The organism is Enterococcus sp. AZ163 (assembly GCF_050498925.1).
Classification (GTDB): domain Bacteria; phylum Bacillota; class Bacilli; order Lactobacillales; family Enterococcaceae; genus Enterococcus_A; species Enterococcus_A ferrettii.
Genome location: NZ_JBIPAO010000001.1, coordinates 707,204 through 732,160, shown reverse-complemented (window position 1 = coordinate 732,160; position 24,957 = coordinate 707,204). Strand labels below are relative to the sequence as shown.

Annotated in this window: 19 protein-coding genes and 2 pseudogenes; 17 read left to right on the top strand and 4 right to left on the bottom strand. The window is 38.0% G+C overall.

Annotation, left to right across the window (positions count from 1 at the left end):
• The first annotated feature begins 5 nt into the window (after positions 1 to 5).
• From IGI46_RS03670 to IGI46_RS03640, 7 genes and pseudogenes are all read left to right on the top strand, one after another.
• Positions 6 to 656 carry a GntR family transcriptional regulator gene (locus IGI46_RS03670; protein WP_429972919.1) on the top strand — a complete coding sequence of 217 codons (651 nt, stop codon included), beginning with the start codon at positions 6 to 8 and terminating at the stop codon, positions 654 to 656.
• A 139-nt stretch (positions 657 to 795) separates the two neighbouring features.
• Complete coding sequence (locus tag IGI46_RS03665) at positions 796 to 2,013, top strand: quaternary amine ABC transporter ATP-binding protein (protein ID WP_278253139.1); 1,218 nt, start codon at positions 796 to 798, stop codon at positions 2,011 to 2,013.
• The gene (locus IGI46_RS03660) at positions 2,006 to 3,727 is read left to right on the top strand and encodes an ABC transporter permease/substrate binding protein (protein ID WP_429972918.1); all 1,722 of its coding nucleotides are present in this window, start codon (positions 2,006 to 2,008) and stop codon (positions 3,725 to 3,727) included. Before IGI46_RS03665 ends, IGI46_RS03660 begins: the two co-directional genes overlap by 8 nt.
• Before the next feature lie 201 nt (positions 3,728 to 3,928).
• Positions 3,929 to 4,415 (top strand): annotated as a pseudogene (gene tnpA / locus IGI46_RS03655) (IS200/IS605 family transposase).
• A gap of 394 nt (positions 4,416 to 4,809) precedes the next feature.
• The gene (locus IGI46_RS03650) at positions 4,810 to 5,703 is read left to right on the top strand and encodes a bifunctional helix-turn-helix transcriptional regulator/GNAT family N-acetyltransferase (RefSeq protein WP_429972917.1); all 894 of its coding nucleotides are present in this window, start codon (positions 4,810 to 4,812) and stop codon (positions 5,701 to 5,703) included.
• Between the two features lie 708 nt (positions 5,704 to 6,411).
• Complete coding sequence (locus IGI46_RS03645) at positions 6,412 to 7,323, top strand: helix-turn-helix transcriptional regulator (protein ID WP_207703976.1); 912 nt, start codon at positions 6,412 to 6,414, stop codon at positions 7,321 to 7,323.
• Between the two features lie 61 nt (positions 7,324 to 7,384).
• Positions 7,385 to 8,071, top strand: a complete 687-nt coding sequence (locus IGI46_RS03640; protein WP_429972916.1) for a flavin reductase family protein — start codon at positions 7,385 to 7,387, stop codon at positions 8,069 to 8,071.
• 851 nt (positions 8,072 to 8,922) lie between these two features.
• Here IGI46_RS03640 and IGI46_RS03635 read toward each other — a convergent pair.
• Positions 8,923 to 9,660, bottom strand: coding sequence for an NADPH-dependent oxidoreductase (locus IGI46_RS03635; RefSeq protein ID WP_429969598.1), 738 nt, complete (start codon positions 9,658 to 9,660; stop codon positions 8,923 to 8,925).
• 93 nt (positions 9,661 to 9,753) lie between these two features.
• Between IGI46_RS03635 and IGI46_RS03630 the strand changes: the two genes are divergently transcribed.
• The 5 genes and pseudogenes from IGI46_RS03630 to IGI46_RS03610 all read left to right on the top strand — a co-directional run bounded on the left by IGI46_RS03630 (position 9,754) and on the right by IGI46_RS03610 (position 15,410).
• Positions 9,754 to 10,131: a winged helix-turn-helix transcriptional regulator gene (locus tag IGI46_RS03630; RefSeq protein WP_429972915.1), complete on the top strand. Its 378-nt coding sequence runs from the start codon at positions 9,754 to 9,756 to the stop codon at positions 10,129 to 10,131.
• Between the two features lie 25 nt (positions 10,132 to 10,156).
• Positions 10,157 to 10,484: pseudogene (locus IGI46_RS03625) on the top strand (AAA family ATPase); the annotation flags it as partial.
• 673 nt (positions 10,485 to 11,157) lie between these two features.
• Entirely contained in the window at positions 11,158 to 12,273 is a 1,116-nt protein-coding gene (locus IGI46_RS03620) for a tyrosine-type recombinase/integrase (RefSeq protein ID WP_429972914.1), read from the top strand.
• Between the two features lie 527 nt (positions 12,274 to 12,800).
• Positions 12,801 to 14,885 (top strand): LPXTG cell wall anchor domain-containing protein, encoded by a 2,085-nt coding sequence (locus IGI46_RS03615; protein ID WP_429972913.1) that lies wholly within the window; start codon positions 12,801 to 12,803, stop codon positions 14,883 to 14,885.
• A gap of 78 nt (positions 14,886 to 14,963) precedes the next feature.
• Entirely contained in the window at positions 14,964 to 15,410 is a 447-nt protein-coding gene (locus IGI46_RS03610) for a hypothetical protein (RefSeq protein WP_429964916.1), read from the top strand.
• A 229-nt stretch (positions 15,411 to 15,639) separates the two neighbouring features.
• Here IGI46_RS03610 and IGI46_RS03605 read toward each other — a convergent pair whose 3' ends face one another.
• From IGI46_RS03605 to IGI46_RS03595, 3 genes are all read right to left on the bottom strand, one after another.
• Positions 15,640 to 16,467, bottom strand: coding sequence for a hypothetical protein (locus tag IGI46_RS03605; protein ID WP_429972912.1), 828 nt, complete (start codon positions 16,465 to 16,467; stop codon positions 15,640 to 15,642).
• Between the two features lie 103 nt (positions 16,468 to 16,570).
• A complete protein-coding gene (locus tag IGI46_RS03600; protein WP_429972911.1) occupies positions 16,571 to 17,101 on the bottom strand; it encodes a 5-bromo-4-chloroindolyl phosphate hydrolysis family protein in 531 nt (176 codons plus the stop codon).
• Positions 17,102 to 17,159: 58 nt separating this feature from the next.
• Positions 17,160 to 17,813 carry a hypothetical protein gene (locus IGI46_RS03595; RefSeq protein WP_429972910.1) on the bottom strand — a complete coding sequence of 218 codons (654 nt, stop codon included), beginning with the start codon at positions 17,811 to 17,813 and terminating at the stop codon, positions 17,160 to 17,162.
• 997 nt (positions 17,814 to 18,810) lie between these two features.
• On the opposite strand from IGI46_RS03595, the gene IGI46_RS03590 reads away from it, so the two are divergent.
• The 5 genes from IGI46_RS03590 (at position 18,811) to IGI46_RS03570 (ending at position 24,940) form a co-directional block, all read left to right on the top strand.
• The gene (locus IGI46_RS03590) at positions 18,811 to 19,860 is read left to right on the top strand and encodes a tyrosine-type recombinase/integrase (RefSeq protein ID WP_429972909.1); all 1,050 of its coding nucleotides are present in this window, start codon (positions 18,811 to 18,813) and stop codon (positions 19,858 to 19,860) included.
• Between the two features lie 381 nt (positions 19,861 to 20,241).
• Entirely contained in the window at positions 20,242 to 20,979 is a 738-nt protein-coding gene (locus IGI46_RS03585) for a WxL domain-containing protein (RefSeq protein ID WP_429972908.1), read from the top strand.
• 76 nt (positions 20,980 to 21,055) lie between these two features.
• Positions 21,056 to 22,120 carry a DUF916 and DUF3324 domain-containing protein gene (locus IGI46_RS03580; protein ID WP_429964910.1) on the top strand — a complete coding sequence of 355 codons (1,065 nt, stop codon included), beginning with the start codon at positions 21,056 to 21,058 and terminating at the stop codon, positions 22,118 to 22,120.
• Positions 22,117 to 22,458: a hypothetical protein gene (locus IGI46_RS03575; RefSeq protein WP_429972907.1), complete on the top strand. Its 342-nt coding sequence runs from the start codon at positions 22,117 to 22,119 to the stop codon at positions 22,456 to 22,458. Before IGI46_RS03580 ends, IGI46_RS03575 begins: the two co-directional genes overlap by 4 nt.
• A complete protein-coding gene (locus IGI46_RS03570) occupies positions 22,448 to 24,940 on the top strand; it encodes a WxL domain-containing protein (RefSeq protein ID WP_429972906.1) in 2,493 nt (830 codons plus the stop codon). Before IGI46_RS03575 ends, IGI46_RS03570 begins: the two co-directional genes overlap by 11 nt.
• Positions 24,941 to 24,957 lie beyond the last annotated feature (17 nt).

Genomic DNA, 24,957 nt, shown 5'->3' with positions numbered 1-24,957 from the left:
CCATCATGGATAAAGATAAGAAACATGTGCGGCTGCCGCGCTATCAGCAGGTTGCGGTCGAGATTGCCGAACGAATTGCTGATCAGCGCTATGGGGTGGGCCAGAAAATTCACGCCCGTTCCACCTTGGCGAGCAACTTCAATGTATCCCCAGAAACAGCCCGCAAAGCGATCAATGTGCTAGTAGATTTAGAAATAATGGAGGTTCGTCACGGCAGTGGTGCGTACGTTCTTTCTCGTGAGAAGGCCCAAGCCTATTTAGAAAAATACAAAGATGTTCAATCCATTCAGGAAATCAAAAAGGAAATATTGGACAGTGTCGAGCAGCAAAAGCAGGAGCTGGAAAACTTCTCCCATTTGCTGGATCAGCTGGTTTCTCAAACCAAACGGGTGCATAATTTCGCGCCGTTTATTCCTTATGAGTTGAAGTTGACAGAAGAGGCCCAGCATTTGAATGCAACGGTTAACGAATTAAATCTTTGGCATGAAACTGGAGCAACCATCATCGCTATTCAAGATGAAGACGAGTTGCTTCTATCCCCAGGCCCCTACGCGAAGCTGACGAACGGCTGCACCTTGTTCTTTGTTAGCACTGAATTAGGCTTTCAACGAATGCAAAATCTTTTTTATCCTGATCAGCTGCCAGAAATCGAATAATTGACGCCAGCCCTTCAATTGAATTTGTTTAATTGAGGGGCTTTACACGTGCTTTCTGAAAATTTACACTTTCTCTTTGACAAAAGTGACCACATGGTGTTACCATATGGTGGTCACTTTTTTTAAAGGAGGAAGTTGTTTGAGTAAAGTTAAGGTAGAACATTTAACCAAAATATTCGGCAAGCGGCAGCAGCAAGCCCTAGCCATGATGAAAGAAAATAAAAGCAAAACGGAAATCTTGAAGAAAACCGGCGCAACCGTTGGGGTTTATGATGCCAGCTTTGAGGTCAACGAAGGGGAAATATTCGTAGTTATGGGTCTTTCCGGTAGTGGGAAGTCTACAATGATCCGTTTATTAAATCGTTTAATCGATCCAACATCCGGTGAGATTTTTATTGATGGACAAGACATAGCCAAAATGAATAAAGAAGAACTAAGAGAGGTTCGCCGCCATAAAATCAATATGGTCTTTCAAAATTTTGGACTCTTTCCTCACCGTACCATTTTAGAAAATGCGGAATACGGCTTAGAAGTTCGCGGCGTACCAAAGGAAGAACGCCAAAAATTAGCAGAGCAGGCCTTGGATAATTCCGGATTGCTCTCATTTAAAGATCAATACCCAAATCAACTATCCGGTGGGATGCAGCAGCGGGTTGGATTAGCGCGGGCTTTAGCCAATGATCCAGAGATTTTGTTGATGGATGAAGCTTTCTCAGCGCTTGACCCATTGATTCGCCGCGAAATGCAGGATGAATTATTGGATCTGCAATCGAATGTGCAAAAAACGATCATCTTTATTACCCATGATTTGAATGAAGCACTGCGCATCGGTGATCGCATTGCCTTGATGAAGGATGGCGAAATTATGCAAATTGGTACCGGGGAAGAAATTCTGACCAATCCAGCGAACCAATATGTTCGCGATTTCGTTGAAGATGTCGATCGTTCCAAGGTACTAACGGCAGCCAATATCATGGTGCCAGCCTTTACAACGAATATCGAAATCGATGGACCAAACGTAGCCTTGAACCGGATGCGTAAAGAAGAAGTCAGCATGCTTTTAGCTGTTGACCGCAAACGGATGCTGAAGGGCAGCCTGACAGCCGACAAAGCGCTGGAAGCACGGCAAAAGAATTTATCCTTGAAGGATGTTATTGATAAGAATGTACGCACTATTCCAAAAGATATGCTGGTAACAGACATCTTTAATCTGATTTTCGACTCTCCAACACCATTAGCAGTAGTTGAGAACAACCGTTTAGAAGGTGTAGTTATCCGCGGCAGTGTGCTGGAAGCACTAGCGGAAACAACCGATGAACAGACAGAGGAATTGGAAGGAGTGACTGCAAATGACTAATTTCCTACAACAAAGCTTACCAATTGCTGACTGGGTTGAATCCTTTACTGATTGGCTGACCAGTACCTTTGCAGGACTATTTTCTGCCCTGCAGCACGGTGGACAATTCGTCATGGATGGCATGACCGGCATTTTAACGTCTATCCCAGCTTTGCTTTTAATTGCTGTAATTACCGTTGCGGCCTTCTTTATCTCAAATAAAAAATGGGGGCTGACCTCGTTTACCTTGATTGGCTTGTTGTTTATTTACAATCAAGGCTTATGGACAGACTTGATGAGTACGGTCACTCTAGTTATTTTGTCTAGTGTCATTTCGATCGTAATTGGGGTGCCATTGGGAATTCTGATGGCTAAAAATGAAACAGCGAAGACGATTATTACACCGATTCTGGACTTTATGCAGACCATGCCTGGTTTCGTGTACTTGATTCCAGCGGTAGCCTTCTTTGGTATCGGAATGGTACCGGGGGTATTCGCCTCAGTCATTTTCGCATTACCACCAACTGTTCGTTTTACGAACTTAGGAATTCGTCAAATTCCAAAAGAACTGGTAGAAGCCTCTGATTCATTTGGTGGGACAGCTAGTCAAAAATTGTTCAAGCTAGAATTACCATTAGCGAAAAGCACAATCTTGGCGGGTGTAAATCAAACCACTATGCTTGCTTTATCAATGGTAGTAATTGCTTCAATGATCGGTGCACCCGGTCTAGGACGTGGCGTTTTGTCAGCCTTGCAACGTGCACAGGTTGGTAACGGCTTTGTGAATGGGTTGGCTTTGGTTATCCTAGCGATTATCATTGACCGCTTTACCCAAAACATCAACAAGCCTAAGCAGCAAAAAGCCAAACAAACTGCTGGCAGCAAGAAAAAAACCGGCATTTTGATAGCCGCTGCAGCGGTAGTCGTAATTATTGGTTCAGTTGCTTTTGGCGGATCAAAGGATGCAACTAAGGGCACTGTTAATTTATCCTATGTAGAATGGGATACAGAGGTCGCTTCCACTCACGTAGTCGGTGAAGTCTTAAAAGACATGGGCTACCAAGTGAACCTGACACCACTGGACAATGCGATTATGTGGGAATCAGTTGCTAAAGGCGAAACCGATGGAATGGTAGCAGCCTGGCTGCCAAACACCCATAAAGCACAATATGCTCAATACAAGGATCAAGTAGATGATCTAGGTGTGAACCTTGAAGGCGCTAAGCTGGGCTTAGTCGTTCCAGACTACATGGATGTTAATTCTATTGAAGACTTAACCGACCAAGCCAACAAAACCATCACAGGTATCGAACCTGGTGCAGGAGTAGTAAATGCAGCAGAGAAAGCATTAACAGATTATCCTAATCTAGCTGATTGGAAGGTTGCTACTTCTTCTTCTGGAGCGATGACTGTAGCGTTAGGTCAAGCGATTAAGAACAAACAGCCGATCGTGATTACTGGCTGGTCTCCACATTGGATGTTTGCCAAATATGGGTTGAAATATTTGGAAGATCCGAAGGGTTCAATGGGCCAAGCAGAATCCATTCATACGATTGCTCGCCAAGGGTTAAAGGATGACGAACCAGAGGTCTACAACGTGTTGAATAATTTCAATTGGACCAAGGATGACATGGAAAGTGTCATGCTGGCGATCAACGAAGGTCAAGATCCGACAGATGCAGCCAAGGATTGGATTGCTGCTCACCCTGAGCAAGTAGCTGATTGGAAAAAATAAGAAGGATCAGTAGTTGATTTACTAAAAAAAGAAAGGCTCTCTTTGAATTCTGATATTCAAAGAGAGTTTTTTTGTACGCTATGAAAATCACCTGCTATGCAGGTGGTTCAGGAGAGCTTCCAGCGTGGTAGTAAAAAAAACTAGAATGTTAAACTGATGCTGGTTTCCCGCCCGCTTCGCAAACAATTAGGAGGTACCCTTATGAAAAAGGCCAAAGAAAGTTTATCACATACCAGTTGGAGGTGTAAGCACCACGTTGTATTTGCCCCAAAGTATAGAAGGCAGATTACCCATGGAAAATACAAACAAAGCATTGGCGAGATTATTCGAGAATTATGCGAACGAAAGGGAGCAGAAATTCTCGAAGCAAATGCTTGTAAAGACCACATCCACCTGCTAGTTAGCATCCCGCCCAAAATAAGTATTTCTCAATTTATGGGTTATTTGAAAAGAAAAAGTAGTTTGATAATTTTCGATCGTCATTCTAATCTAAAATATCGTTATGGGAATCGAAAATTCTGGTGTCGGTTACTATGTGGACACAGTAGGACGAAATAAGGAGAAGATAGCAGAATATATTCGTAATCAATTACGAGATGATTATGCAGCAGATCAGCTAACATTATTTGAAGAATATGATCCGTTTACAGGAGAAAAAACAAAAAGAAATAACCCGAGATTCTTATAGAATCAGTGGGAAATAGTGGTGCGGGAGGAAGCTCCTTCAGAAGGCCTTTTAGGACATGGTCGGTAGAAGAGGCCTTCAGCCGAAGAGCAAACCACCCGTTACCACGGATAGTTTTGATTTTACAAGAAGAATCTTTTTCGTGTTCAATAACCCGTGTCAAAATCCATTTTCGATTAACTTAAGACAATAGAGCCCTAATTCAAATTGATAGATCTGAATTAGGGTAATTTAACATAGAAAGAAAACGTCAGTGAAATTTTAAAAGATGAACTTTTACATTTCATTTTTAATAAATGTCACACAAACCGATTGTGTGACACTCTCAAGGCTGATATAGAATATTTAGTTGACATTGCAAACTAAATATTCTATATTACTTAAAAGGAGTGATAGTGTGGAAATAAAAAAATTCGTAGATCAATTTCGTTCGTTTAATAGATTTTATGCAAATCTGTTGAGTCGATTTGACAAAACTCTTTATGGGACAATTTTTTCGTTAGTCGAGTCAAATGTGGTAACGGAAATATTTGAAAATGGACCAATAAGTTCAAAGTCAATTGTGGAAAGCTTAGATATTAATAAAAGTCAGTTAAGTAAGTTGTTGTCTAAACTTGAAAAAGAAGGTGTCCTTTGTCGTATTGATAATGTAGAGGATAATCGCTCCCAATTATTAAAGTTAACACCCAAAGGAAAAGAGATGCATCTAAAACAAGTTTCATTTGTCCAAAAAGAATTAGTTAAAGAAATGAATACTTACACTGCTCAGGAAAGAGATATTTTAAGTTCAACCATGACTAGTTTTGTGAATACCATAAAAAAGAATCAGTCTGTTAAACTTAGAAAAGCAGTTTTAAAAGATATGGGATTTATTGCAGATCTGCATTGTAAGATATACACGAGAATGGGATATAAGGAAAATTTTCAAAAATATGTTTTTTTGTCCCTTGCTAAATATATGGAAGACCATTTGAATGGAGTTAGTTGGATAGCAAATGTAAATGGTGTTGATGTAGGTAGCATTTCTTTAGTTCCTTCAGACGAAGGCTGGCAAGTTAGGTGGTTTGTAATCGATACTAACTATCAAGGGTATGGAATTGGGAAGAAACTTGTAAATGTTCTGATGGAATATGCTGGAGAAAATAATATAGATCATATGCATTTATGGACTGTCGGGGAATTAGGTGCAGCCAGATCGCTTTACGATAGAGCTGGGTTTAAACTTGTGAACTCTAAGAAGAACAAAGAGTGGAAAGATTCTACCATAATTGAAGAGAAGTGGGAATTTTAATGAAATAGCAGTTTTAATGTATAATAGATAATTTATCAGTAAATGTCACAGAATCCGATTGTGTGACATTAGCAAAATCAGCTCTGTTCCTTGCGGTTTTAGAGGGGATTCATTTTCCTTAAAGCCGCTTTTTTATTTATACGTTTTGAAGGCAACATCGTCTATTTTATAGTAGGATTGTGTTACATTCGCTTAGAGGCTAAAAAGCTGTTTGAAGTTTAGATATGTGCTCTTTTTTCTGTGTAGAATCAGAAGTAGAACCGGCTTAAAAACGAACAATGCTTAATTCTTTAAGGATTGGATTGCTGCTCACCCTGAGCAAGTAGCTGAGTGGAAGAAATAAGTATTACAAGAAATAAGAAAAATCAGTAGTTGATTTACTGAAAAAGAAAGGCTCTCTTTGAATTCTGATATTCAAGGAGAGCTTTTTTTTAACTATTGAAAGTAGGTGTTTTGAGGTATTCGAAAGTAGGAAAAGGTCAAGTTTTTATATCCTACAGTAAGGCTGCAACCCCCTTATCCTGCGCGGGATAGGGATATACAAGAAGCCATCACATTTACACAAAGCGCCACCTATTGAATAAAGGGAAGGTGCTTTGATTGTGATAGCGCACTGTTTGCCGGTTAGCGAAAAGACTAAATAATTGGGAAAGGAATAAGACATATAAGTGTCCTATTCCAATGTTATAATAGTTTGGAGGTGAGCGTATGAAAATAGACCGACTGATCGGTATCATTACAATTCTTTTGCAAAAGGAAAAAGTAACAACAGCACAATTAGCAGAGCGATTTGAAGTGTCATGCAGGACTATCCAGCGTGATATTGATAACATCTGTAAAGCCGGTATCCCTATTGTATCTATGCAAGGATATGGTGGAGGGATTTCTATTGCAGAGGGCTATAAAATTAATAAAACAATACTGACAGAAAAAGAATTGAGTGCAATTTTTATGGGACTAAAGAGTATTGATAGCATCTCAAAAGATACTTATTCTCAAAATCTCATGGAAAAACTCACTAATGAAAGAAGCACGATCCTCTCTGACCAAAATAGAGTACTTATTCATTTATCTTCCTTTCATCAAGAGAGCCTAACTGAAAAAATTGATGTGATAAAACAGGCTATTAGCAATAGAGAACTAATTTCTTTTCAATACTATTCTGAAAAGGGGGAGAGCCAACGTGTTATTGAACCCTACTACATTATGTTCAGATGGCTTGCATGGTATGTTTACGGATACTGCCTTGCTAAGCAAGATTATAGACTTTTCAAATTAAATCGATTGAGCGAATTACAAAATGCACAAACAAATTATGAGGAAAGGTTTATCTCAGAAAAACAACTCAATTTTGACGATTATATTTGGATTGATGATATAAAGTTAATCGCTCTTTTTGACACTAGCGTAAAATATAGACTGATCGATGAATATGGTCCTGAATGTATAACATTCGATAAACAATCCGGTAAGTTGCGGTTTGAGAACGTTTTTACCAACCGCAACCATTTAACCCAATGGATATTAAGCTATGGGGATGCCGTAAGGGTTATAGAACCTCTTGAACTAATTGATGAGGTTTGCAAAAATGCAAAAAACATTTTAGTTCACTATGAGTAATACGACATACAGTTGTCGTATTGCATGTGTTAGGTTAAATAAAGAGGAGGAGGAATTCATTATGAAAAAAGAAGTATCTATGTTTGATAGGCCAGAGAAACTTGCTGGATATGATATTGAGCAATACGTGGCATTTTGCGGCAACTTGTCTTGGTATGATTTTGTTACATCCATTCCACAGTCGGTGTTTATTGTTACGGGCTGGAAATCCAACGGTAAGGAAAATGCTTGTCTGCACTCTTGGTCTAGTTTTATGGGAAGTGGCTTGGACAACTTTATCTGTGTGCTAGGAAAAGTCGATAAAGAAGGACATATGTATCAATCACTAAAAGAAACAGGAGTATGTGTCTTAAACTTTCCCTCAAAAGAAATCTATGATCGCTGTATTAAAACGATTGGGAATAATCAGTTTGAAACAGATGAAATCACTGCTTCTGGTTTAACTGCGGAAAAAGCGTCAAAAGTCAATGCACCACAAATCAAAGAGTGCTTTTTGAATATCGAATGTGAATACTTATGGGAACAGGAGCTTTTTGCTGGGAGTAAAGAAGTGGTAATTGCAGTAAGAGCTGTCAATATTAGCATGGCTAACGAATACTCCGACCAAACCAAACTCGGAAGGTATGGGAAGAACGGCTATTTGTACTACATTGACCAGCCTACTAACCCAGAAACGGGAGAGATTACAACGACAATTAATTACGGAACAGTGGAACCGGGCGAACCCCTTCAATGGATTACGCATTAGCGTTAATTAGCCGGCTGGTAGAAGGAGAGTCTTCCAGTTGAAAAGCATTTCATATGCGAGCAACCTGACACCTAAGGCCAAGTTGGCATGTTGTTGGCCGAAAAGGGCAGTACCACAGCTTTGCCGCTAGTCTATTGTTCGTCTTTTTCCACTGGACCAAGGATGATATAGAAAGTATCCTGCTGGCGATCAACGAAGGACTGGATTGCTGCTCACCCTGAGCAAGTAGTTGAGTGGGAGAAATAAGCATTACAAGAAATAAGAAGAATCAGTAGTTGATTTACCGAAAAAAGAAAGGCTCTCTTTGAATTCTGATATTCAAAGAGAGTTTTTTTGACTATCGAAAGTATGTGTTTTGAGGTGTTCGAAAGTCTTACAAGGTCAGATTTTTGAGCAGGTTCTTTTCTTAAAATGAACCCCAATAATATCAAACAATCCTTCAGAGACTAAAATGAAAGCAAGGATAGCACCGATGGCAAGTAGTAGCGGGAAAATAGAAGTAGTACTATCACAAAAGAAGTTATAGTAAGAATACTTATGGAATAGCAGCGAGATCGCCATCTATGGATATCGGTTGGAAAATGGAAAGATAATTTTGTAAACTAGTTATGAAAGGCAACCTTATCAACATTTTAAAAATCATATGCTATAACGAACGTGCGAAGAGAAAAAATTGATCTGTGCTACGGCACACAAAAGCACTACTCGGCTAGGAGTAGTGCTTTTTTTCGCTTTAAACAAGATAGTTACTGGAATTAATTAAAAGAAAATTGTTAAAAACGGCGTATTCAGCAAAATAGAAAACTTCCTCAAAAGTAAGACAGCCCAGTGAAGTATCTTTCCAATTGTAGTTAATTTAGTTGGAACCCTTGTTCCTTTAAAAATTCCGCGATCTCGGGTCTTCTGATAGTTTCAAAATAATCAATATTACTGTCAAGCCATGATGTTTGTTTTTGGTTATTTTCTCTGGAACTATAATATTTCCTAGATATTTTTTCATAGTCACTTAAATCAACAAATTGTTCTTTAGGATAATAATTTTCACTAATTTGATTTTTTTCTAACAGTCTAGGTTTGACTTGATTTTTACTGGAGGGAAACCCTACTGTTAATCCAAATAAAGGAAGTGTATATTTTGGCAATTTTAACAATTGTGAAACTTTTCGTACATCATTACGAATACCGCCAATATAACAAATACCTAAATCCATGGATTCGGCAGCTATTGCCATATTTTGAGCCGCAATTGATGTATCAACTATACTTACAATTAGAGATTCCATGTTAGTTAATCCGTCTAATGATTTGTTATTCTCGATTAACAAGTTTGATTGTCTATATAGATCAGCTACAAATACAAAAAAAGTTCCTGTATTTTTTACGTAGGATGAACTTTCAGTTATTTCAGATAGTTTTTCCCTTAATACTTTATCAGTAATTTCTAAAATTGAAAAAGCTTGAACAAAATGGGAAGACGACGCACTACGCGCTGCAGTTATCAATGTTGTTCTGATTTCTGGAGATAGCGGAATGTTTTTAAAATCTCTGACAGAAACGTGGTCTTCCATTTTTTTTATACAATTATTCATTAAAAAATTCCTCCTTGATATTTACATCAAGTATACAGCCGAAGTATTATTAGGACAATACTGTCAAAAAAGATACCTGAAAGGAGCTTAAAAATGAGAAAGACATATGAACAGATGATTGAGTGTAATTGCGATATGGCAAATACTTTAGCTATTGTGAGTGGCAAATGGAAACTATTGATTCTTTATCATTTATTAAATAAAGAACACAGATTTAATGAGTTACACCGATTATTAAATCGAATTACAGCTCACACTCTAAGTAAAGAGCTAAAAGAATTAATAGGTGATGGATTAATAGAAAAAACGACATATAATATCATTCCACCAAAGACTATTTATAATATATCTGATAAAGGTAAAGAGCTAGAAATCGTTCTCGTGGAAATGAAAAAATTCGGACACAGACACCCATTAAAGATTAGTGATGATATATATAACAGCAGAAACGTTCCAGAAGACGATCAGTAAAGCGTAATATAAGTAGAAAAAACGGTTGTTCTTGATTAGCATGTATGGTATAGAAAAACGATTAAGTAGATACCCTCAACTTTATTCTAGAATCGGATTTGCACAATCTAAGTGAAGATGAAACACATCATATTATTGAATATAAGTGGTCTGGTCTTAGAATGGATCTTAAACTTGAAGAACTTTCAGATTACGAAGCTATAACTAACATCATAAAAATCACGAAAGGTAACTTTGGATTGCTACACCAATTATTTTTTCAAATCCATCGGATATTGAAGATTGATGAATTAAACACCATTACCATGGATGTAGTAGAAGCAACAAGAGATACCTCAGTCATTAGCTTGTAAGGCCGTCATTTATATTTAAAGAAAACCGCCATTTAAATCTAAAAGTAACAAAGCCGCTTTTTTATTTATACGTTTTGAAGGCAACATAATCTATCTTATAGTAGGATTGTGTTACATTCGCTTGGAGGCTAAAAAGCTGTTTGAATTCTGGATTACTGCTCACTCTGAACAAGTAGCTTAGTGAAAGAAATAATTAAAATACCACAATATATAAGATGTTTTATTTGTAAAAAATAAGAAGAATCGGCAGTTGCTTGTGTACGTTTTTGCTGAAAAAGGAAAATCTCTCTTTGGACTTTGATAGTCAAAGAGAGATTTTTTTGTTGTTTTTTAATGGAAAAGCTTTTTTGCTAAAAGCAACGTTAATATTTATACGGTTTATAGAAAATCTTTTTAAAGCTTTTGTATCAGCGTTTTTAGTGTTGGACTTCTCAATTTTACTTCGTGGTATGAAAAAAACCACGACGTTGATCGGCTGCTATCGTCGTTTTTTTAAGTGAAGCTGAATAAAGTCATCTAAATTGTAGTATGTTTTTTTAGTCAGGTCAACAGTTTTATTTATAAAATACCTATTTTTTTATAAATATTGAAATGAATTAGTCAAAATAGATGACCTAACAGGAGGGGGAACTGGTTTATCACCCGTCAGTTCCGCCGTCAAAAAGAAAGGAAGATGCTAGCAGTGAGCAAACGAGGCGAAAACATTTATAAACGTAAGGATAAACGTTGGGAAGGTCGTTATCGCAAAGGCCGAACCATTGATGGCAGGATTCAATATGGATCAATTTACGGGGAGACCTATCAAGAAGTGAAGGAAAAGCTTTATCCCTATAAAATCAAATACCAAACGATCATTCAGTTGCAGGGGGTTGGCAGTATCCCATTGTCAGAATGGGTTGCTGTTTGGCTAGCTGAGTTTCAAAGCAAATGGAAACCAGCAACCTATGCGAACTATCACCACAAGTTGACCAAATACGTTTTAACGAAAATCGGCAATCAACCCCTGAACAAATTAACACAAGAAAGCCTGCAACAGCTGGTTGATCAGCTGCAGAGCGAGCCGCTGAGCCCTTCAACCATCGAAGTCATAGTTCGTATTTTAAGCAATTGTCTGAATCAGGCGGTCCAAAAAGATTTGCTGCGCAGCAACCCCTGTCAACAGGTCCAGCTGCCGCGCAAATCTCAAAGTAAGGTTCATGCTCTAACTAAAAAGGAGCAAAAAAGTCTGGAGTGTGAAGCAAAAAAAGTTCCCGCAGCACAAGGATTACCGATACTTTTGGCTTTGCAAACCGGCATGCGGATTGGTGAAATAGCCGCTTTACAATGGAAGGATATCGATTTCGACAGCAATCTAATCCATGTAGGACATACCTATCAACGGGTGGCTGCTTTCACAGATGAAGGCCCAAAGAGCCAGCTTGTTTACGGCGAAGCTAAGACCCGTTCATCTAAACGGGTGATCCCTATCACAGATAAGCTGAAGAAGGTTTTGTTGAAAGCACAGAAACAGACGAATCATCATTTTGTCTTCTCGGTCAATGGTCATCCCTGTGAGCCGCGCCTGCTAACTCGCTATTTCCATCAACTCCGAGGGAAAGCAAGGTTGAATCAGATTCACTTTCATCAGCTGCGCCACACCTTTGCTACTCGGTGTATTGAAGCGAGGGCGGATATCGCCTCGGTAAGTGCCTTATTAGGTCATGCATCTGCCAAGATGACGCTGGATATCTATACTGATGCGATGCTCGAGCAGCGGGTTCATGCGATTCATTTAATGGCTGCCGCCTAGTAAACCGTTTTCAAAAAAACTATTCCCCGATAGGTCTCCCCTTTTTTGCTTTCTCTAGGTAAACGCTTGCAAAATTATGTAAACTAAATTAGAAACGAATCTGCTCGTTTTTCTAGTAATTTTTCTCCCTCAACAAACCTGTCACAAAATAAAAGCCGTCAAAAATGGTCAACAACCAATCTAAAGCCACCCGCAGCAAGCCTTTATTTCCCTTCCCTAGTCTTTTTCAAACTAGGAAGCGAATGAAGGAGATCTGCCGGTTTATTTCACTATTTTATTATAAATGAGCGTTATTTAAAAGCATGAAGATTCTCTTGCTTTGCACTTAAGTATTTCGCAAAAAGCACGAGCTAAAACGGCTAGATAACATTCACCAGAGCCACTGCTGGCGAATTGTTTATAAATCTAAATATGAAGTGAAGGGGCTGGTTGATGAAAAGACACTGTAGGCACCAAAAAAATGGGGGAGTTAGCGAATTTCGCTAAAGATTTTAAATGAGACTGTTTCAAAAAAAGGAGAGAAATCATTGAAAAAGACGAAACTTATTAGTTCACTTGTCGTATCTGCTACTTTGGGTTCTGTAGCTGCAGCTCCAATTGTCAGCCAGGCAGCTGAAGCAACTGACAATACGGAGAAAACACAAAAAAGCTTTGACGAAACCAAATTTGTCGAGCTAGAGCAAGCAGCCAAAGACCGAGTAGAACAGGCTAAGTCTGACTTAGCCACAGCCCAAGAAGCTTTAGCCAAATTGGAAAAAGAAACACCAGAGCAATTAGCAGCAGGCAAACAAGCCATCGAAGATAAAAAGGCTGAAATGCCAGCAGCCAAAGAAGCATTAGCAGCAGCGAAAGAAGCAGTGGCAGCTGAAGAAGAAAAAATGGAAGCCGCTCAGAAAAAATACGATGAAATCGTCGCTATGGCTCAAAATGAAATTGATACTTCACAAAAGCTGATTGACGAAAAACAAGCTATCGCTGACGAAGCGAAAGAAGCAGTCGATGCTGCGCAAGCTGAATTGGATGAAGCAATTGCTGACTGGAACGCTGAACAAGAAAAGCAGCAACCAGCTATCGATGAAGCGAAGCAAGCGATTGCCGATGCTGAGGCGAAGTTACAAGCGGCTAAAGAAGCGTTCAATGCTTCAGAAACAGCTATTCAAGAAGCAAATCTTGCATTGGAAGCAGTTATCGCGAATATTAACGATCAAGACAACGTAATTGCACAAGCAAATGCCGAAAAAGATGCTGCTCAAGCCGCAGTTGTTCAAGCACAGGTCAACGCAGCAGATGCAGTGAATAACCTTAATATCTTGGCCGCTGAATTGCCAGCAGCGCAAGCAGCTTATGATACTGCACAAGCCGAGTTAGCATCTATGACACCAATGCTGGACAATGAAATTGCTACATCTCTAGCAGCAATTGTTGCTCAAGCAGAAATTATTAAAAGTCTTGATCCAACAGACCCAGCCAATGCTGCAGCGATCGCAGCAGCGCAAGCAGAAATTGCTAATCAGCAAGAATTTTTAGACTATTCTCAAAGGGAAAAAGACACTCTTACTAATGCAGTAGCAGCTGCCCAAACACAACTAAACAACACCGCAGCTGCCTATGCCGCTGCTGAAGCTGCTATCGGTACAACTGAGGCTGAATTGCAAAATACCTTAGCTGCTCAAGAGCAAACTAATCAATTAACTGACGAAAAAATTGCTGAAGCCCAAGCAATTATCGACCAAGCCACTGAATTGATCACTGAAGCCGAAACAGCTGTTCAAGAAGCAAACTTGAATCAAGAAGACAAACTTGCTGAAATGAATGCTGCTGAGTTAGAGCAAGCAGAGGTAAATACAGTATCTCAAGCCATCATCGATGAAGCCCAAGCAGCCATTGATGCAAAACAACCAGCAATTGATGAAGCTGAAACAGCTCTACAAGAAGCAAACCTTGCTTTGGAAGCTGCCCAAGCAGAAGTAGACACCGTTACTGCTGAACAGCAACCATTTATTGATTTTGCAAAGGAAACAATCAAGGAAGCTGAAGCAGAATTACAAGTTCAAAAAGATGCCTTGACAGCTGTTCAAGCTGCTGAAGCAGAAGCACAAAAAACCGTTGATGAGTTAAAAGCAGCTATTGCAGATGCGAAGCAAGCCTACGAAGAGTTAGTAAAATCAACTACAGCAGCGATTTCAGATGCTAAAAATGCAGTCAAAGAAGAAACAGCTGCAGTCAAAGCTGCGGAAGACCGCTTAGCCGGTTTGCGCGCAGGTGCTGCCGATGCCAAAGCCGGCAATAAGAAAGCCGACGTTTCGGGCGAAAGCGAAAGCTATCAATTAGGTTACGCTGACGGCTACGCGTCAATCATTGCTCCAGATACTGTAGATGTCGACAAAGCAGAAGATGCTGCTGATGAAGCGGTCGACAAAGCAGTGAACAAAACTACTGGAACCGTTCAAACGGCTGCTGCTGTTAAAACAGTACCAGCAACAGCTGGCGGAACTTCAGACAAACAATACCCACAGACCGGTTCTGCAGAAACACTTGCAGCTTCACTAATCGGATTAGGATTAGTTTCCGCTACCGGTGCCGCAATGCTGCGTAAGAAATACCGCGTGTAAAGCACTCCAGAAGCGCACTGAAAGCCAGTCTTTTAGTGCGTTTCTCTATACATAGTGACGCAGAAAGGAATGTTTTTCGTGTCTTCGTTAGAAATCAAACTGGCCGATGGGGAAGTCTACATCATGAGCGGCGGCAAGCTGAAAAAACGACCGCCCGTCACTGCTCAGGACACTTTGGACAAGTCGGCCATTCAGTCAAAAATCGAAGCCCTCGACTTTTCCAATGAAATGACTAAAAATGCTTACCTCTATCGCCTGCAGGAATGCAAAACCGAAAGCGAACTCAACGATCTGATCGAAGTTATCGCGGTTGGCGAAGAACAGCTTTACTCAATTCAAACCGATCTCTTCCAGCTTTTGGAAAAATATGCCTGGCGCATTCAAGAGCTCCATTACCTGTCACTAATGCGCAAAAAGAGTCTGATCGAAGAATTGATCACCTGTGAATTGCAAGACGAGATGGAAGAATTATACCTCAAAGCCGTGGTGGAAGAAGAAGTTCTCAAAATCAGCCATGAACTCTAATAATGTGTTGGCTGGTTCAGTTAGGATAAACGAAAATAGTTGAACCGCATTACAATACGAAAGCCAACCCTATTGCGACTAGGATTGGCTTTTTTTGTTCACTGTAACCATAAATGTGTGGATGAAACGGACTAGTTACGCTATCGATTGTTGTCTTTGTCCTGCTAATGAGTAGTATGTCATTTTTATTGGTAAGAAATTGACTTTTAGAGCATCCAATCTACTATCGCTAATCGGTTATTTTCATCTCAAAATGCTCTGACAACCAAGTATACGTATTATTGGTAAATCGATCGATTTCTGCCAACTTTTTTTCTGTAAGGTGATCAAAATCGTCTTCGTCCGACAGTTTTCCTAAATATAGATCATTTACATCGACGAATACGCCTACACCATCAGGAAAAAGCCAATATTTGGTTAAAATCACATAACTTTGAGAAATTTCTCCCAACTCATCAGATAAACCACTTGAAGGACTAGCATTAATAACTATCCCCGTTTTTACATCGCCGATATTATTTTGTTGGTATAGGGTTAGGAAAGAGCCACTCTCTTTCATTTTCTGCATTGTTACGCTCTCGAGTAAATTACCTGTAACCCGCACAGCGGTAACCCGTTCTGTCTCAAATCCGTTCGCTTTGTCATACATATGCTTTTTCCCGTCATTGACTATTGGAAATTGGGTAATGCTATTTTTTATCATTAATAAATTGTTGACTGGATCATAATTTTTAGTTGCGATGAGAGTGGTTTCGTTCAAGTGATTTTCTATACTTGAAAAATCGTTTAGTTGAAGAGTATACCCATTGCCAAAATTAAGATTCCCTCCATTAAAGCTAAGATCATATTTTTCAACTCTCTGATAGTCAGGCGGGAATTGAATCGATAGGTTTTGTTTGAATATAGGAATTTCTGTGAAGGGTTGATCTGCTTCAATCTGATCAAGTTTTTTTTGTGAAATAGCTACGATCCCTTCAGACACCTTCATAGCGACCATAGCTGCCAAGAAGGGACTTGCAGCCGCTAAGCCAATGGCGATAATTCCCAATAGAATCATCTTTCTAAGCTTTTTTTCTTGTAGAATTTTTAATTTGGGTTTTTCAAAAAGTTGATCATACTTTTCTGAAAAATTATTCTTTTTGTCCAGATGCGTGGTCTCCTTACTTAACTGCTCCTTTTTCTATCACAGTTTCTTCTAATTCATCTTTCAAATATCTATTATAATCGGTAACAATGGATTCACTCAATTCAATAAGTATCTTGTCTAGTTCTTTTTGCGTAGTAGTAAGTTCGCTACTATCAATTGCTGTTTGTTCGAATGCCGCTCTTCTTTCTAAAGTATTCGAAAAAGCAGGCAAACTTCGGTACAGAAAGTTATCATATAGGACAATATCTTTAGGTTTATCCATCAAATATCTAAATATCTCTTTACTTGCCGTAAGAGCAGAGTCTAAATACTGCTGCTCATTTTCTATCCCAGTCATTGCTTTTTCAGCTATTCTGATTTGCGATTTTGCTTCTCCCAATGTTTCCTTGAAAATTTTTAGATCCCGATTGCTCAAGTTATGCTCTTCCTGAAAAGCATGAACTGCCAGTAACTGTGCAGCCTTCAGTTTTGAACGTTTCACTAATTCAAAGCTGATAACAAGCAAAGCGACAACTAAAATTATTACTAAAATATAGAAATACATCTTTTTACTCTCCTGACAGAAAACTTTCTCATTACGGAGAAAATTCAGTTAATTCGGTTCATTTTTTAGTTGTATAGATAACAATGCAATCCTGTAAGAAATCATCCTCACCCTGCCCCAAACTGATACTATCATAATAAACAGCATCGTATTTTTGAGCTACTTTTACTCCAATTCGCTGAGAAATATCTTTGGTATCTAAGAAATCTGACAAACCATGGATCGTATCAATGCTAAAGCAATAAATATTAATACGTTTTAAGTAATCTTCTTGAATCTCCTTTGCAAAATCCCAAAATAGATATTCAAACAAATGAAGATATTCAGGATTTCTCGTTTGTTCAGGAGTTGATAGAAAGGGTGATATCTCGTGAAGATTTGTTTCGCCATAGGTTTCATAGATCATATCAGATACATGTTGTATTTTCACTAGATATTCTTTATACATCTTTGTTCCTCGTAATACTAAAACTAGTTCGCCAACCCATCCCAATACTAAAAGAAAGATCGCAATCCACCAGGCTAAACCGTAATTAAAAAAAGAAAATCCTTTAACCTTGATTAAATAAAGGCTATAGATAGAGACTAATAAGATAAACAGCAAGGTTGATAATCGTGTTAACTGAAGAAATCTTTTTCTAATTCTTTCGTGTTTTTGCATCCGGAATATACTGCTATTTAAGTCTTTTATTGCATCCTCATATGTGATCATTTCACAAAACCCCTCTAATGTTAGATAGATCCAGTATATCCTAAATATTTTTTTTAAGGTAGACGAGTTTTCAAATTTGTGAAAAATCGTTTCATTTAGAAATATGAATGGCTTGTTTCTCTGTCTTTATTGCTTCGAGTTCCAAGCGTGCATTAAAATTTAGAGTTTTCTCTTGCCAGATATTTAGTTTGCGTCATTGCGAATTTACCGCTGATCGATAGAGGAATTTCAGTGATAAATGAAATTTAGCGATACCGTTTTTATAATTATGAGTGAAAAAGAATTCAAAAAGGCGTTTCTATAAAGCGAGGATAGTTGAAGCAGACTGAACCTTAAAATATCGGGTATGACGATTACCTCTGCTTCTATGAATAAAGGAACTAACGGTAGCTGAATCATGAACGGTAGTTATCTCTTGAGAGATGGTGCTTACGAAGAGGAAGTATTATTTTTTTGTAGATTGCCCACTAAAAGAGGGGGAGGGTATTTTTTGTAGATATCGTTCTATAAGTAATGGAAATAGAACGATGAATTATCATGATTCGCAAAGTATATAGATTGCACTTAGGTGTTAAATATTGCGAAATTTTATTTCGGTTTAATGAATTTTAGAAAATGATGTTTTATTGAACAATTAATCCACGAAATAATTTTATTTCTTTGTTATTCTTTGTTGAAAAAACAATTGACAATGTGAATGAAATATCTTAGTCTTCTCTAGACTAAGATATTTCAAACCTTATTTTAAGCTATTTTTAATTTTTCACTGATGATTGTATACGATAAATAGTGTTTTGGCAACAAAAAATCCGGAAAAACATTACTTTTCTGTATTTGAAAAAGTAATTTAAGTCACAATATCTTTATTTCGGATTAAATTCCGTTTGGAATCCGTTTTTTTTATCCGTCAAATAAGCCGTCAGAAAGGAAAGAGTTCAAATTGAGAATCGGAGAAAATATCTATAAAAGGAAAGATGGCCGATGGGAAGGTCGGTACGTGAAGGGCAGAAAGGAAAATGGTAAAACTAAGTTTGGTTATGTATATGCTAGTACACTAAATGATGTCCGAAATAAACTGTATCCATTAAAGGCAAAGTATCATAATTTGAGGGAAGAACAAGGTGAAACTATTTTATCTTTCCAAGAATGGGGAGAATACTGGCTAGCCACTATAAAGAGAGAAGTTAAAGAATCCACATACTCAAATTATTTATATAAATTGCATCATTATGTTACACCAGTTATAGGAACAAAATCTATGAATGAATTAACAACTGAGACAGGGCACGTATTACTGAAGGATTTGGAAGAAAAAGGTTTAAAGGACTCTACCATTGAAGCTATTTTTAGAATAACCATTCAATGCCTAGACTATGCACAAAAAAGAAAGATAATTAAGAGCAATTCATTTAAGCTTTTGAAAATAAATAAGCAGAAGAAAACAAAAAGAAAATCCCTCACACGAAATGAGCAACGAAGTTTGGAGGAACAAGCACTAAAAGAGAAGAATGGAAATGGAATTCCAACTATTTTAGCTTTGCATACAGGTTTAAGAATTGGAGAAATTTCTGCTCTTAAATGGGAAGATATCGATTTTGAGTCTAATGTGATCCACGTAAGACATACTTACCAACGTATCCTATCAAATCAAGAAGAACGTAAAACGACTCTTGTCTACACAAATTCTAAAACCGAAAATTCAGCACGAGTTGTGCCTATGACTAAGAAGCTTAAAACCATATTAAAGAACCACAAAAAAGAAGCATCAGGTCCCTATGTTTTTTCATGTAAATCGCTTCCTAAAGAACCAAGATTATTAACGTATCATTTTCATAAAATCACTAAGAAAGTACAGTTATCCCATGTTCATTTTCATCAATTGCGTCATACCTTTGCTACACGGTGTATTGAAATGAAGGGAGATATCTCAAGTATAAGCGCCTTATTAGGACACAGTTCAACACAATTGACTCTTGATACTTATGTGGATGCGCTGTTAGAGCAACGAGTGAAAGTAATTAGCCAAATGGAAAAAGCAATCAGATAAATCGTTTTCAAAAAAATTGAAGACATTTTCTGGGGGCTTTTTTTTCTTTTTTTTCGGTACTATTCATTTTAAATTCCAGATTTAGCAAACAATTGGATAACTGGAATAGGCTCTTTTTTTTATCTCAAAAATTTAAAAGCCGTCAAAAGCCGTCATAATTGGTCTAGATCAACTTGTCTGCTAGGAGTTGTTGGTTTTATCTTAGTCTAGAGAAGACTAAGATATCTGGCTGGAAAATTGTGAACTTAATTCCAAGGTAACGAATATGAAATTACTTATATTTTATCACGTTGTGTTTTGTTATAAAAAAGATATCCACTCTTATTAAAAAAGGGTTAGATATAAATGTGTATATTCAAAGGATAGAAAGAGGAGAAAAAAATGACTAAAAGAAAATTATTTACAGGTGTCATGAGTGCAGTAATGTTAGTAGGAGTAGTTGTTTCTTCAACAATTTATGCAGATGCAGCAACTTATTCAGGCCAATCGAATGGTTCTGTCAGCTTTAAAGCTGGGGATCTAGTTCTTCCGCCAACCACAGGACCAACTACACCACCTGCATCTGATTTTGGGTTGCTTTACATTCCGGGAGAATTCAATTTTGAAGAAACCTCAGTTCCTTCTTCAACAGTAACTGCCAATACGTTTATCAATATTGATACGAATTGGGAAGGAAGTCCTGCTGCGAATACTGGTGGAACAGGAGGGTCTAATCCAGCAACTAAACATGTGGGTATTGGTGATGTGAGAGGTACAAATGCAGGCTGGAAGCTAGAAGCAAAGCTGACAAATGATCTGATTGATACTGGAGCAAGCAAAACGTTAACTGGAGCAACTATTGAAATGTCACAAACGCTAAAAGAAATTACCAATCCTGCAACGGGAACACTTGGTACAGTTGTTTCTACCGGTTTAGCACCTACTGTTGCTGCAACGGTATCTATTGGTAGTGGTTCAACTACCTCTATCATGAATGCTCCTGCGACAAAAGGACAAGGTTATTGGAATGGGGAATTTACAAACATTCGATTAAAAATTCCAGCTGCGGCTATGAACACTGTTGCTGCAGGTGAACAATATGAAGGTACTGTTGATTGGACATTAACAGATGCTCCATAAAGGAAATGAATAAATTTTAACAAAAAAGATGGATGAAGATGTAAACATCTTCATCCATCTTTTGTAAGGAGCCCCTATGAGAGCAACTAGATGTAAACGACTATTTACCTTTTTTTTAATACTAGAGTCCTTATTTTTCTCAACAATCTCTTTCGCAACGGAAGATAGAGATGTTTCAGAAACAGAGAAAAGAGCCGGTTTTACTGTTCAGCCTGTGTTACCAGAAAATCAAATTAATTCTGAAGTCAGTTACTTTCATTTACCTATTCAGCGGGGAGAAAACCAAGTCGTATCCGTGAAATTAATGAATAATACTGACAAAGAGGAGCGATACCGTGTGCAAGTCGTTCCTGCAGCAACGAATAAAAATGGAATGATCACATATAATGAAATTGATAAATCGGTGGATTCAAGTATGGAAATATCGATTAAAGAAATAGTAAAACCTAAAGAGAGTGAAATAACTGTGCCCGCTTACGGTACAGTCGAGGCAGCTTTAGAAATTGTGCCACCTGCTGAAAAATTTTCTGGAATCCTTCTTGGGGGTATTTATATCACACCGCCATCAAAAGAAAATACTGATAAATCACAAGGTGTATCTGTTACAAATACTTACGGCTATTCAATTGGTATAGTACTAACGGAAGATCTCGCGACCCCTATTTTTGGAGAGACTGATTTACACTTATTAGATGTTTCTCCTGAGATTGATTACGGAAGTAAAATAGTCGAAGCTGTCATTCAGAACCCTTACCCAGAAGCAATGGAGCAATTAACAGTAGAAGGAAGGATCGTTCAAAAAGGGAAAGATAAAACGATTATAAACAATACTTTAAAAGATGTACGGATAGCTCCCAATTCGGTATTTCCTTTTCAACTTGATTGGGGAATGAATCAGGTTACACCTGGAGACTATACGTTCAAAGGAGCTATAAAAGGAAAAGATAAGGATTGGACGTTTGAAAAGAATTTTACAATCAGTGGAAAAACAGCTGAAAAAATGAACAAACAAACTACATTCAAGATTTTCATTCCTGATTGGTGGCTCTCAGCTTTCTATTTGATAGGTGTATTAACCTGTGTCGTTCTTCTATTATTAATTCTTCGGATAATACAAAGAAGAAAGGAGAAGAAAAAATGACAAAGAGACTGTTTGCATTGTCAGTAATCTGTATGATAATTTTTGTGCAGAATAGCACTGTAGAAGCCTCCAGCTTTGAAGAAGAGACTTCTGTTGGTGTTAGTTTCATCAAGGAGAAAGAAGTACTTCCAACTACTATTGATCAAGAAGCCATAAAAAAAATAGATAAGCAAAGTATCAAAACTCCTGTTTATTCTGGAACAACTACCAGTGGAAAAGTGCTTCCAAAAACGAATGAAATTATTGGGCAAGGGCTTAAGATGCTGGGGGCCAGTTTACTATTTATTACCGTACTTATCCATTCTTTCAATCGTAGGAGGGAAAACTATGTACAGTAAAACAAAAACAATAGTGTGCTTACTAATTACACTTTGTATCAGTGTAGGAGGTTTAGTTTTCACAACAGTAGAAGCGTATGCAGATTATACTGTAAATGGAAACTATTACGGCACAATTTATCCTAGACCTATACAATTCGAGTTTGTAGATCAAAATGGGAATGATTTTTCAGAGAATCTCACACTCAGTGTGCCGGTAACAATTTTAAAGAGGAATGAAAAAATTGATACTGTGAATGATTCTATAATGGCTACTTATCCAGGACCTAGTACGGTGTCAAAAATAGGTGGCACCAATAAATTTGTATACGGAAACTCATTGTCAAATTATTTTTTTAGGCTGTATGCAAATGTGTATATATACACTCCTCCTAGGATTGGGTTTACGGATGAAGAATGGGAAACATTATGGTATGGACCAACAAGTATCCAAATTACTTCACCCATTTCTTATGTAAAGGAATGGCGTTTAGAAGCTCCCCCGGGCTCAGGGTTACCTGAGAAAAACACTGTACAATATAATCTGAATGGCACTTTAGGGACTCATGTTCTGTCAACTAATACCAATCAAAGCACGTCATCACCCAATATCTTTGTAAAAAACAGTGATGATACCTTCGCAATTACTAGTGGAGTAGAAATTCTAAACACTTATGCTTCACATCGCGCCGATCCAACTACTGCCACGCTGATAAAAAATATTTGTACGACGGGCGGCTCATCTAGTGTTCTTAGATACTATGCCTATTATCAACAAATCAAAGAAGTATTTGAAAATACTTCCGGTGGACAAATTACACCGCCTGCAGGCTATACACAAGAGAAGTTGACAGATATTACGTCGGATCCTTTTACTTATACTATGCCGAATGGCAGCTCTTTACCACAAAGCTATGTTAACGACGGGAAGTTATATACTTACAAAGGTTGGTACAAAGGAACTGGAAATCAACCTGCGATAAATACAAGTTACCCACCAGCAATTACCATAAATGCCGAAATGGATGAGGAAAAAGATGAAATTCATATTGTTTACGACGAACAAAATTTATACCAAGTAGTCGAAGAATACATCGATACAAACGGTTCATCAATTGAAGCTGCTTGGAATATGACTACAGATGTCGGGAGTGGTGATACATTCACCGCTGCACCAGATTCTACCAAAACGGATAGTAATAATGTGGTATGGGAGTACCAAGGATGGAAACTAAGCTCAGAATTGATGGATGAAGTTAGAATTACTCCCGTTTCTCAAGTAATCTCATCTGATACTAACCTGCAATATGTCTATAGTAAAAAGCAACATACGAAAACTGAAAAATACGTAGATGAGGCCGATGGGAATACGCTAATTTCTCTTAATCCGAACCCTGCCACGGGAACGGTAGACGACAACGAGGCATTCACCGCTACACCCGATGAAACGATTGTGGACAGCACTGGTAAAGGCTGGGTCTATGTAGGCTGGGAGAATAGTACTCACGACCCTGGAGTAGTCAAAACTGGACCGGTATCCATTACTAATGTTAAAGAAAATATAGAGGTAAAGTATCACTACAGACAACAAGATACGACAGCAGCGATGGATTTGGCGCCGGGATCTCAAATCGTACAAACGGGTGACACAGTTTATTGGACATCAAAGATTACAAACACAGGTACTTCACAGCTGAACAATATCGTATTGAAATCAACAAATAATTGGTCAAGTAATTTATCAGGACCAACGAGTATTACTGTCACATCACCAGGAGGTTCTGTCCAGTCGTTTACAGAAAACTTAGTCACCGGTATTCCATTATCCAACATAGCTGTACCTGCTGGTGGAAGCAACAATTATGTGGAAGTAACATTTTCTAATACCATAACAGGAGGCTCTGCAAATCAAGTCTTACCAGCTGAAATTGACCTGTCAGCTAATATACCTTCAGCTATTCAAGCAGATAGTTTTGTACGTGTGGATGATATTAACGAACCCAATTTGAAACCAACAGGAAACTCAGGTTTTATTAATTTACCGGATTTTCGATTTGGAACGGTTTCAATTAGTCCTTTTGCTGAGAAGCACAATCTAGATGCTTCACAGTATTCAGGTGGGTATAATCCGTATATTCGCTTCAAAAGTTTAGAAAATCTAGCTAGCTCAAGAGAAGTTTCAGTTAAAATCAGTCAATTTCAAAATAATACAGGCACTGAAGTTCTTCCAGTATCCACAACCATTATGTTAAAAAATGGAACCCAAAAGAAAATTCAAAATTACAACAAGCCTAACGAAAACCTTTCAATGATGGATACGATCGCTACAAGGTCAATTGATACTTCAAATACAGATGTTTTTGTTTCATCTGCAAACAATCCAGGAATCTTTCAACTAGACTATAATCTTATGGACGTTGAATTACAAATACCCGGAAATGCTGGAAAGAAAGATGTCTCATATGAAGCCGTGATGGATTGGACTTTAACTATCGCACCGTAAAATAAGTTAAGGAGGTG

Excerpts from the sequence above, each read along its gene's own strand:
- IGI46_RS03670 (WP_429972919.1), top strand. The coding sequence starts at position 6 with ATGGATAAAGATAAGAAACATGTGCGGCTGCCGCGCTATCAGCAGGTT.
- IGI46_RS03660 (WP_429972918.1), top strand. The coding sequence starts at position 2,006 with ATGACTAATTTCCTACAACAAAGCTTACCAATTGCTGACTGGGTTGAA.
- IGI46_RS03645 (WP_207703976.1), top strand. The coding sequence starts at position 6,412 with ATGAAAATAGACCGACTGATCGGTATCATTACAATTCTTTTGCAAAAG.
- IGI46_RS03640 (WP_429972916.1), top strand. The coding sequence starts at position 7,385 with ATGAAAAAAGAAGTATCTATGTTTGATAGGCCAGAGAAACTTGCTGGA.
- IGI46_RS03635 (WP_429969598.1), bottom strand. The coding sequence starts at position 9,660 with ATGAATAATTGTATAAAAAAAATGGAAGACCACGTTTCTGTCAGAGAT.
- IGI46_RS03630 (WP_429972915.1), top strand. The coding sequence starts at position 9,754 with ATGAGAAAGACATATGAACAGATGATTGAGTGTAATTGCGATATGGCA.
- IGI46_RS03620 (WP_429972914.1), top strand. The coding sequence starts at position 11,158 with ATGCTAGCAGTGAGCAAACGAGGCGAAAACATTTATAAACGTAAGGAT.
- IGI46_RS03605 (WP_429972912.1), bottom strand. The coding sequence starts at position 16,467 with ATGATTCTATTGGGAATTATCGCCATTGGCTTAGCGGCTGCAAGTCCC.
- IGI46_RS03600 (WP_429972911.1), bottom strand. The coding sequence starts at position 17,101 with ATGTATTTCTATATTTTAGTAATAATTTTAGTTGTCGCTTTGCTTGTT.
- IGI46_RS03595 (WP_429972910.1), bottom strand. The coding sequence starts at position 17,813 with ATGATCACATATGAGGATGCAATAAAAGACTTAAATAGCAGTATATTC.
- IGI46_RS03585 (WP_429972908.1), top strand. The coding sequence starts at position 20,242 with ATGACTAAAAGAAAATTATTTACAGGTGTCATGAGTGCAGTAATGTTA.
- IGI46_RS03580 (WP_429964910.1), top strand. The coding sequence starts at position 21,056 with ATGAGAGCAACTAGATGTAAACGACTATTTACCTTTTTTTTAATACTA.
- IGI46_RS03575 (WP_429972907.1), top strand. The coding sequence starts at position 22,117 with ATGACAAAGAGACTGTTTGCATTGTCAGTAATCTGTATGATAATTTTT.
- IGI46_RS03570 (WP_429972906.1), top strand. The coding sequence starts at position 22,448 with ATGTACAGTAAAACAAAAACAATAGTGTGCTTACTAATTACACTTTGT.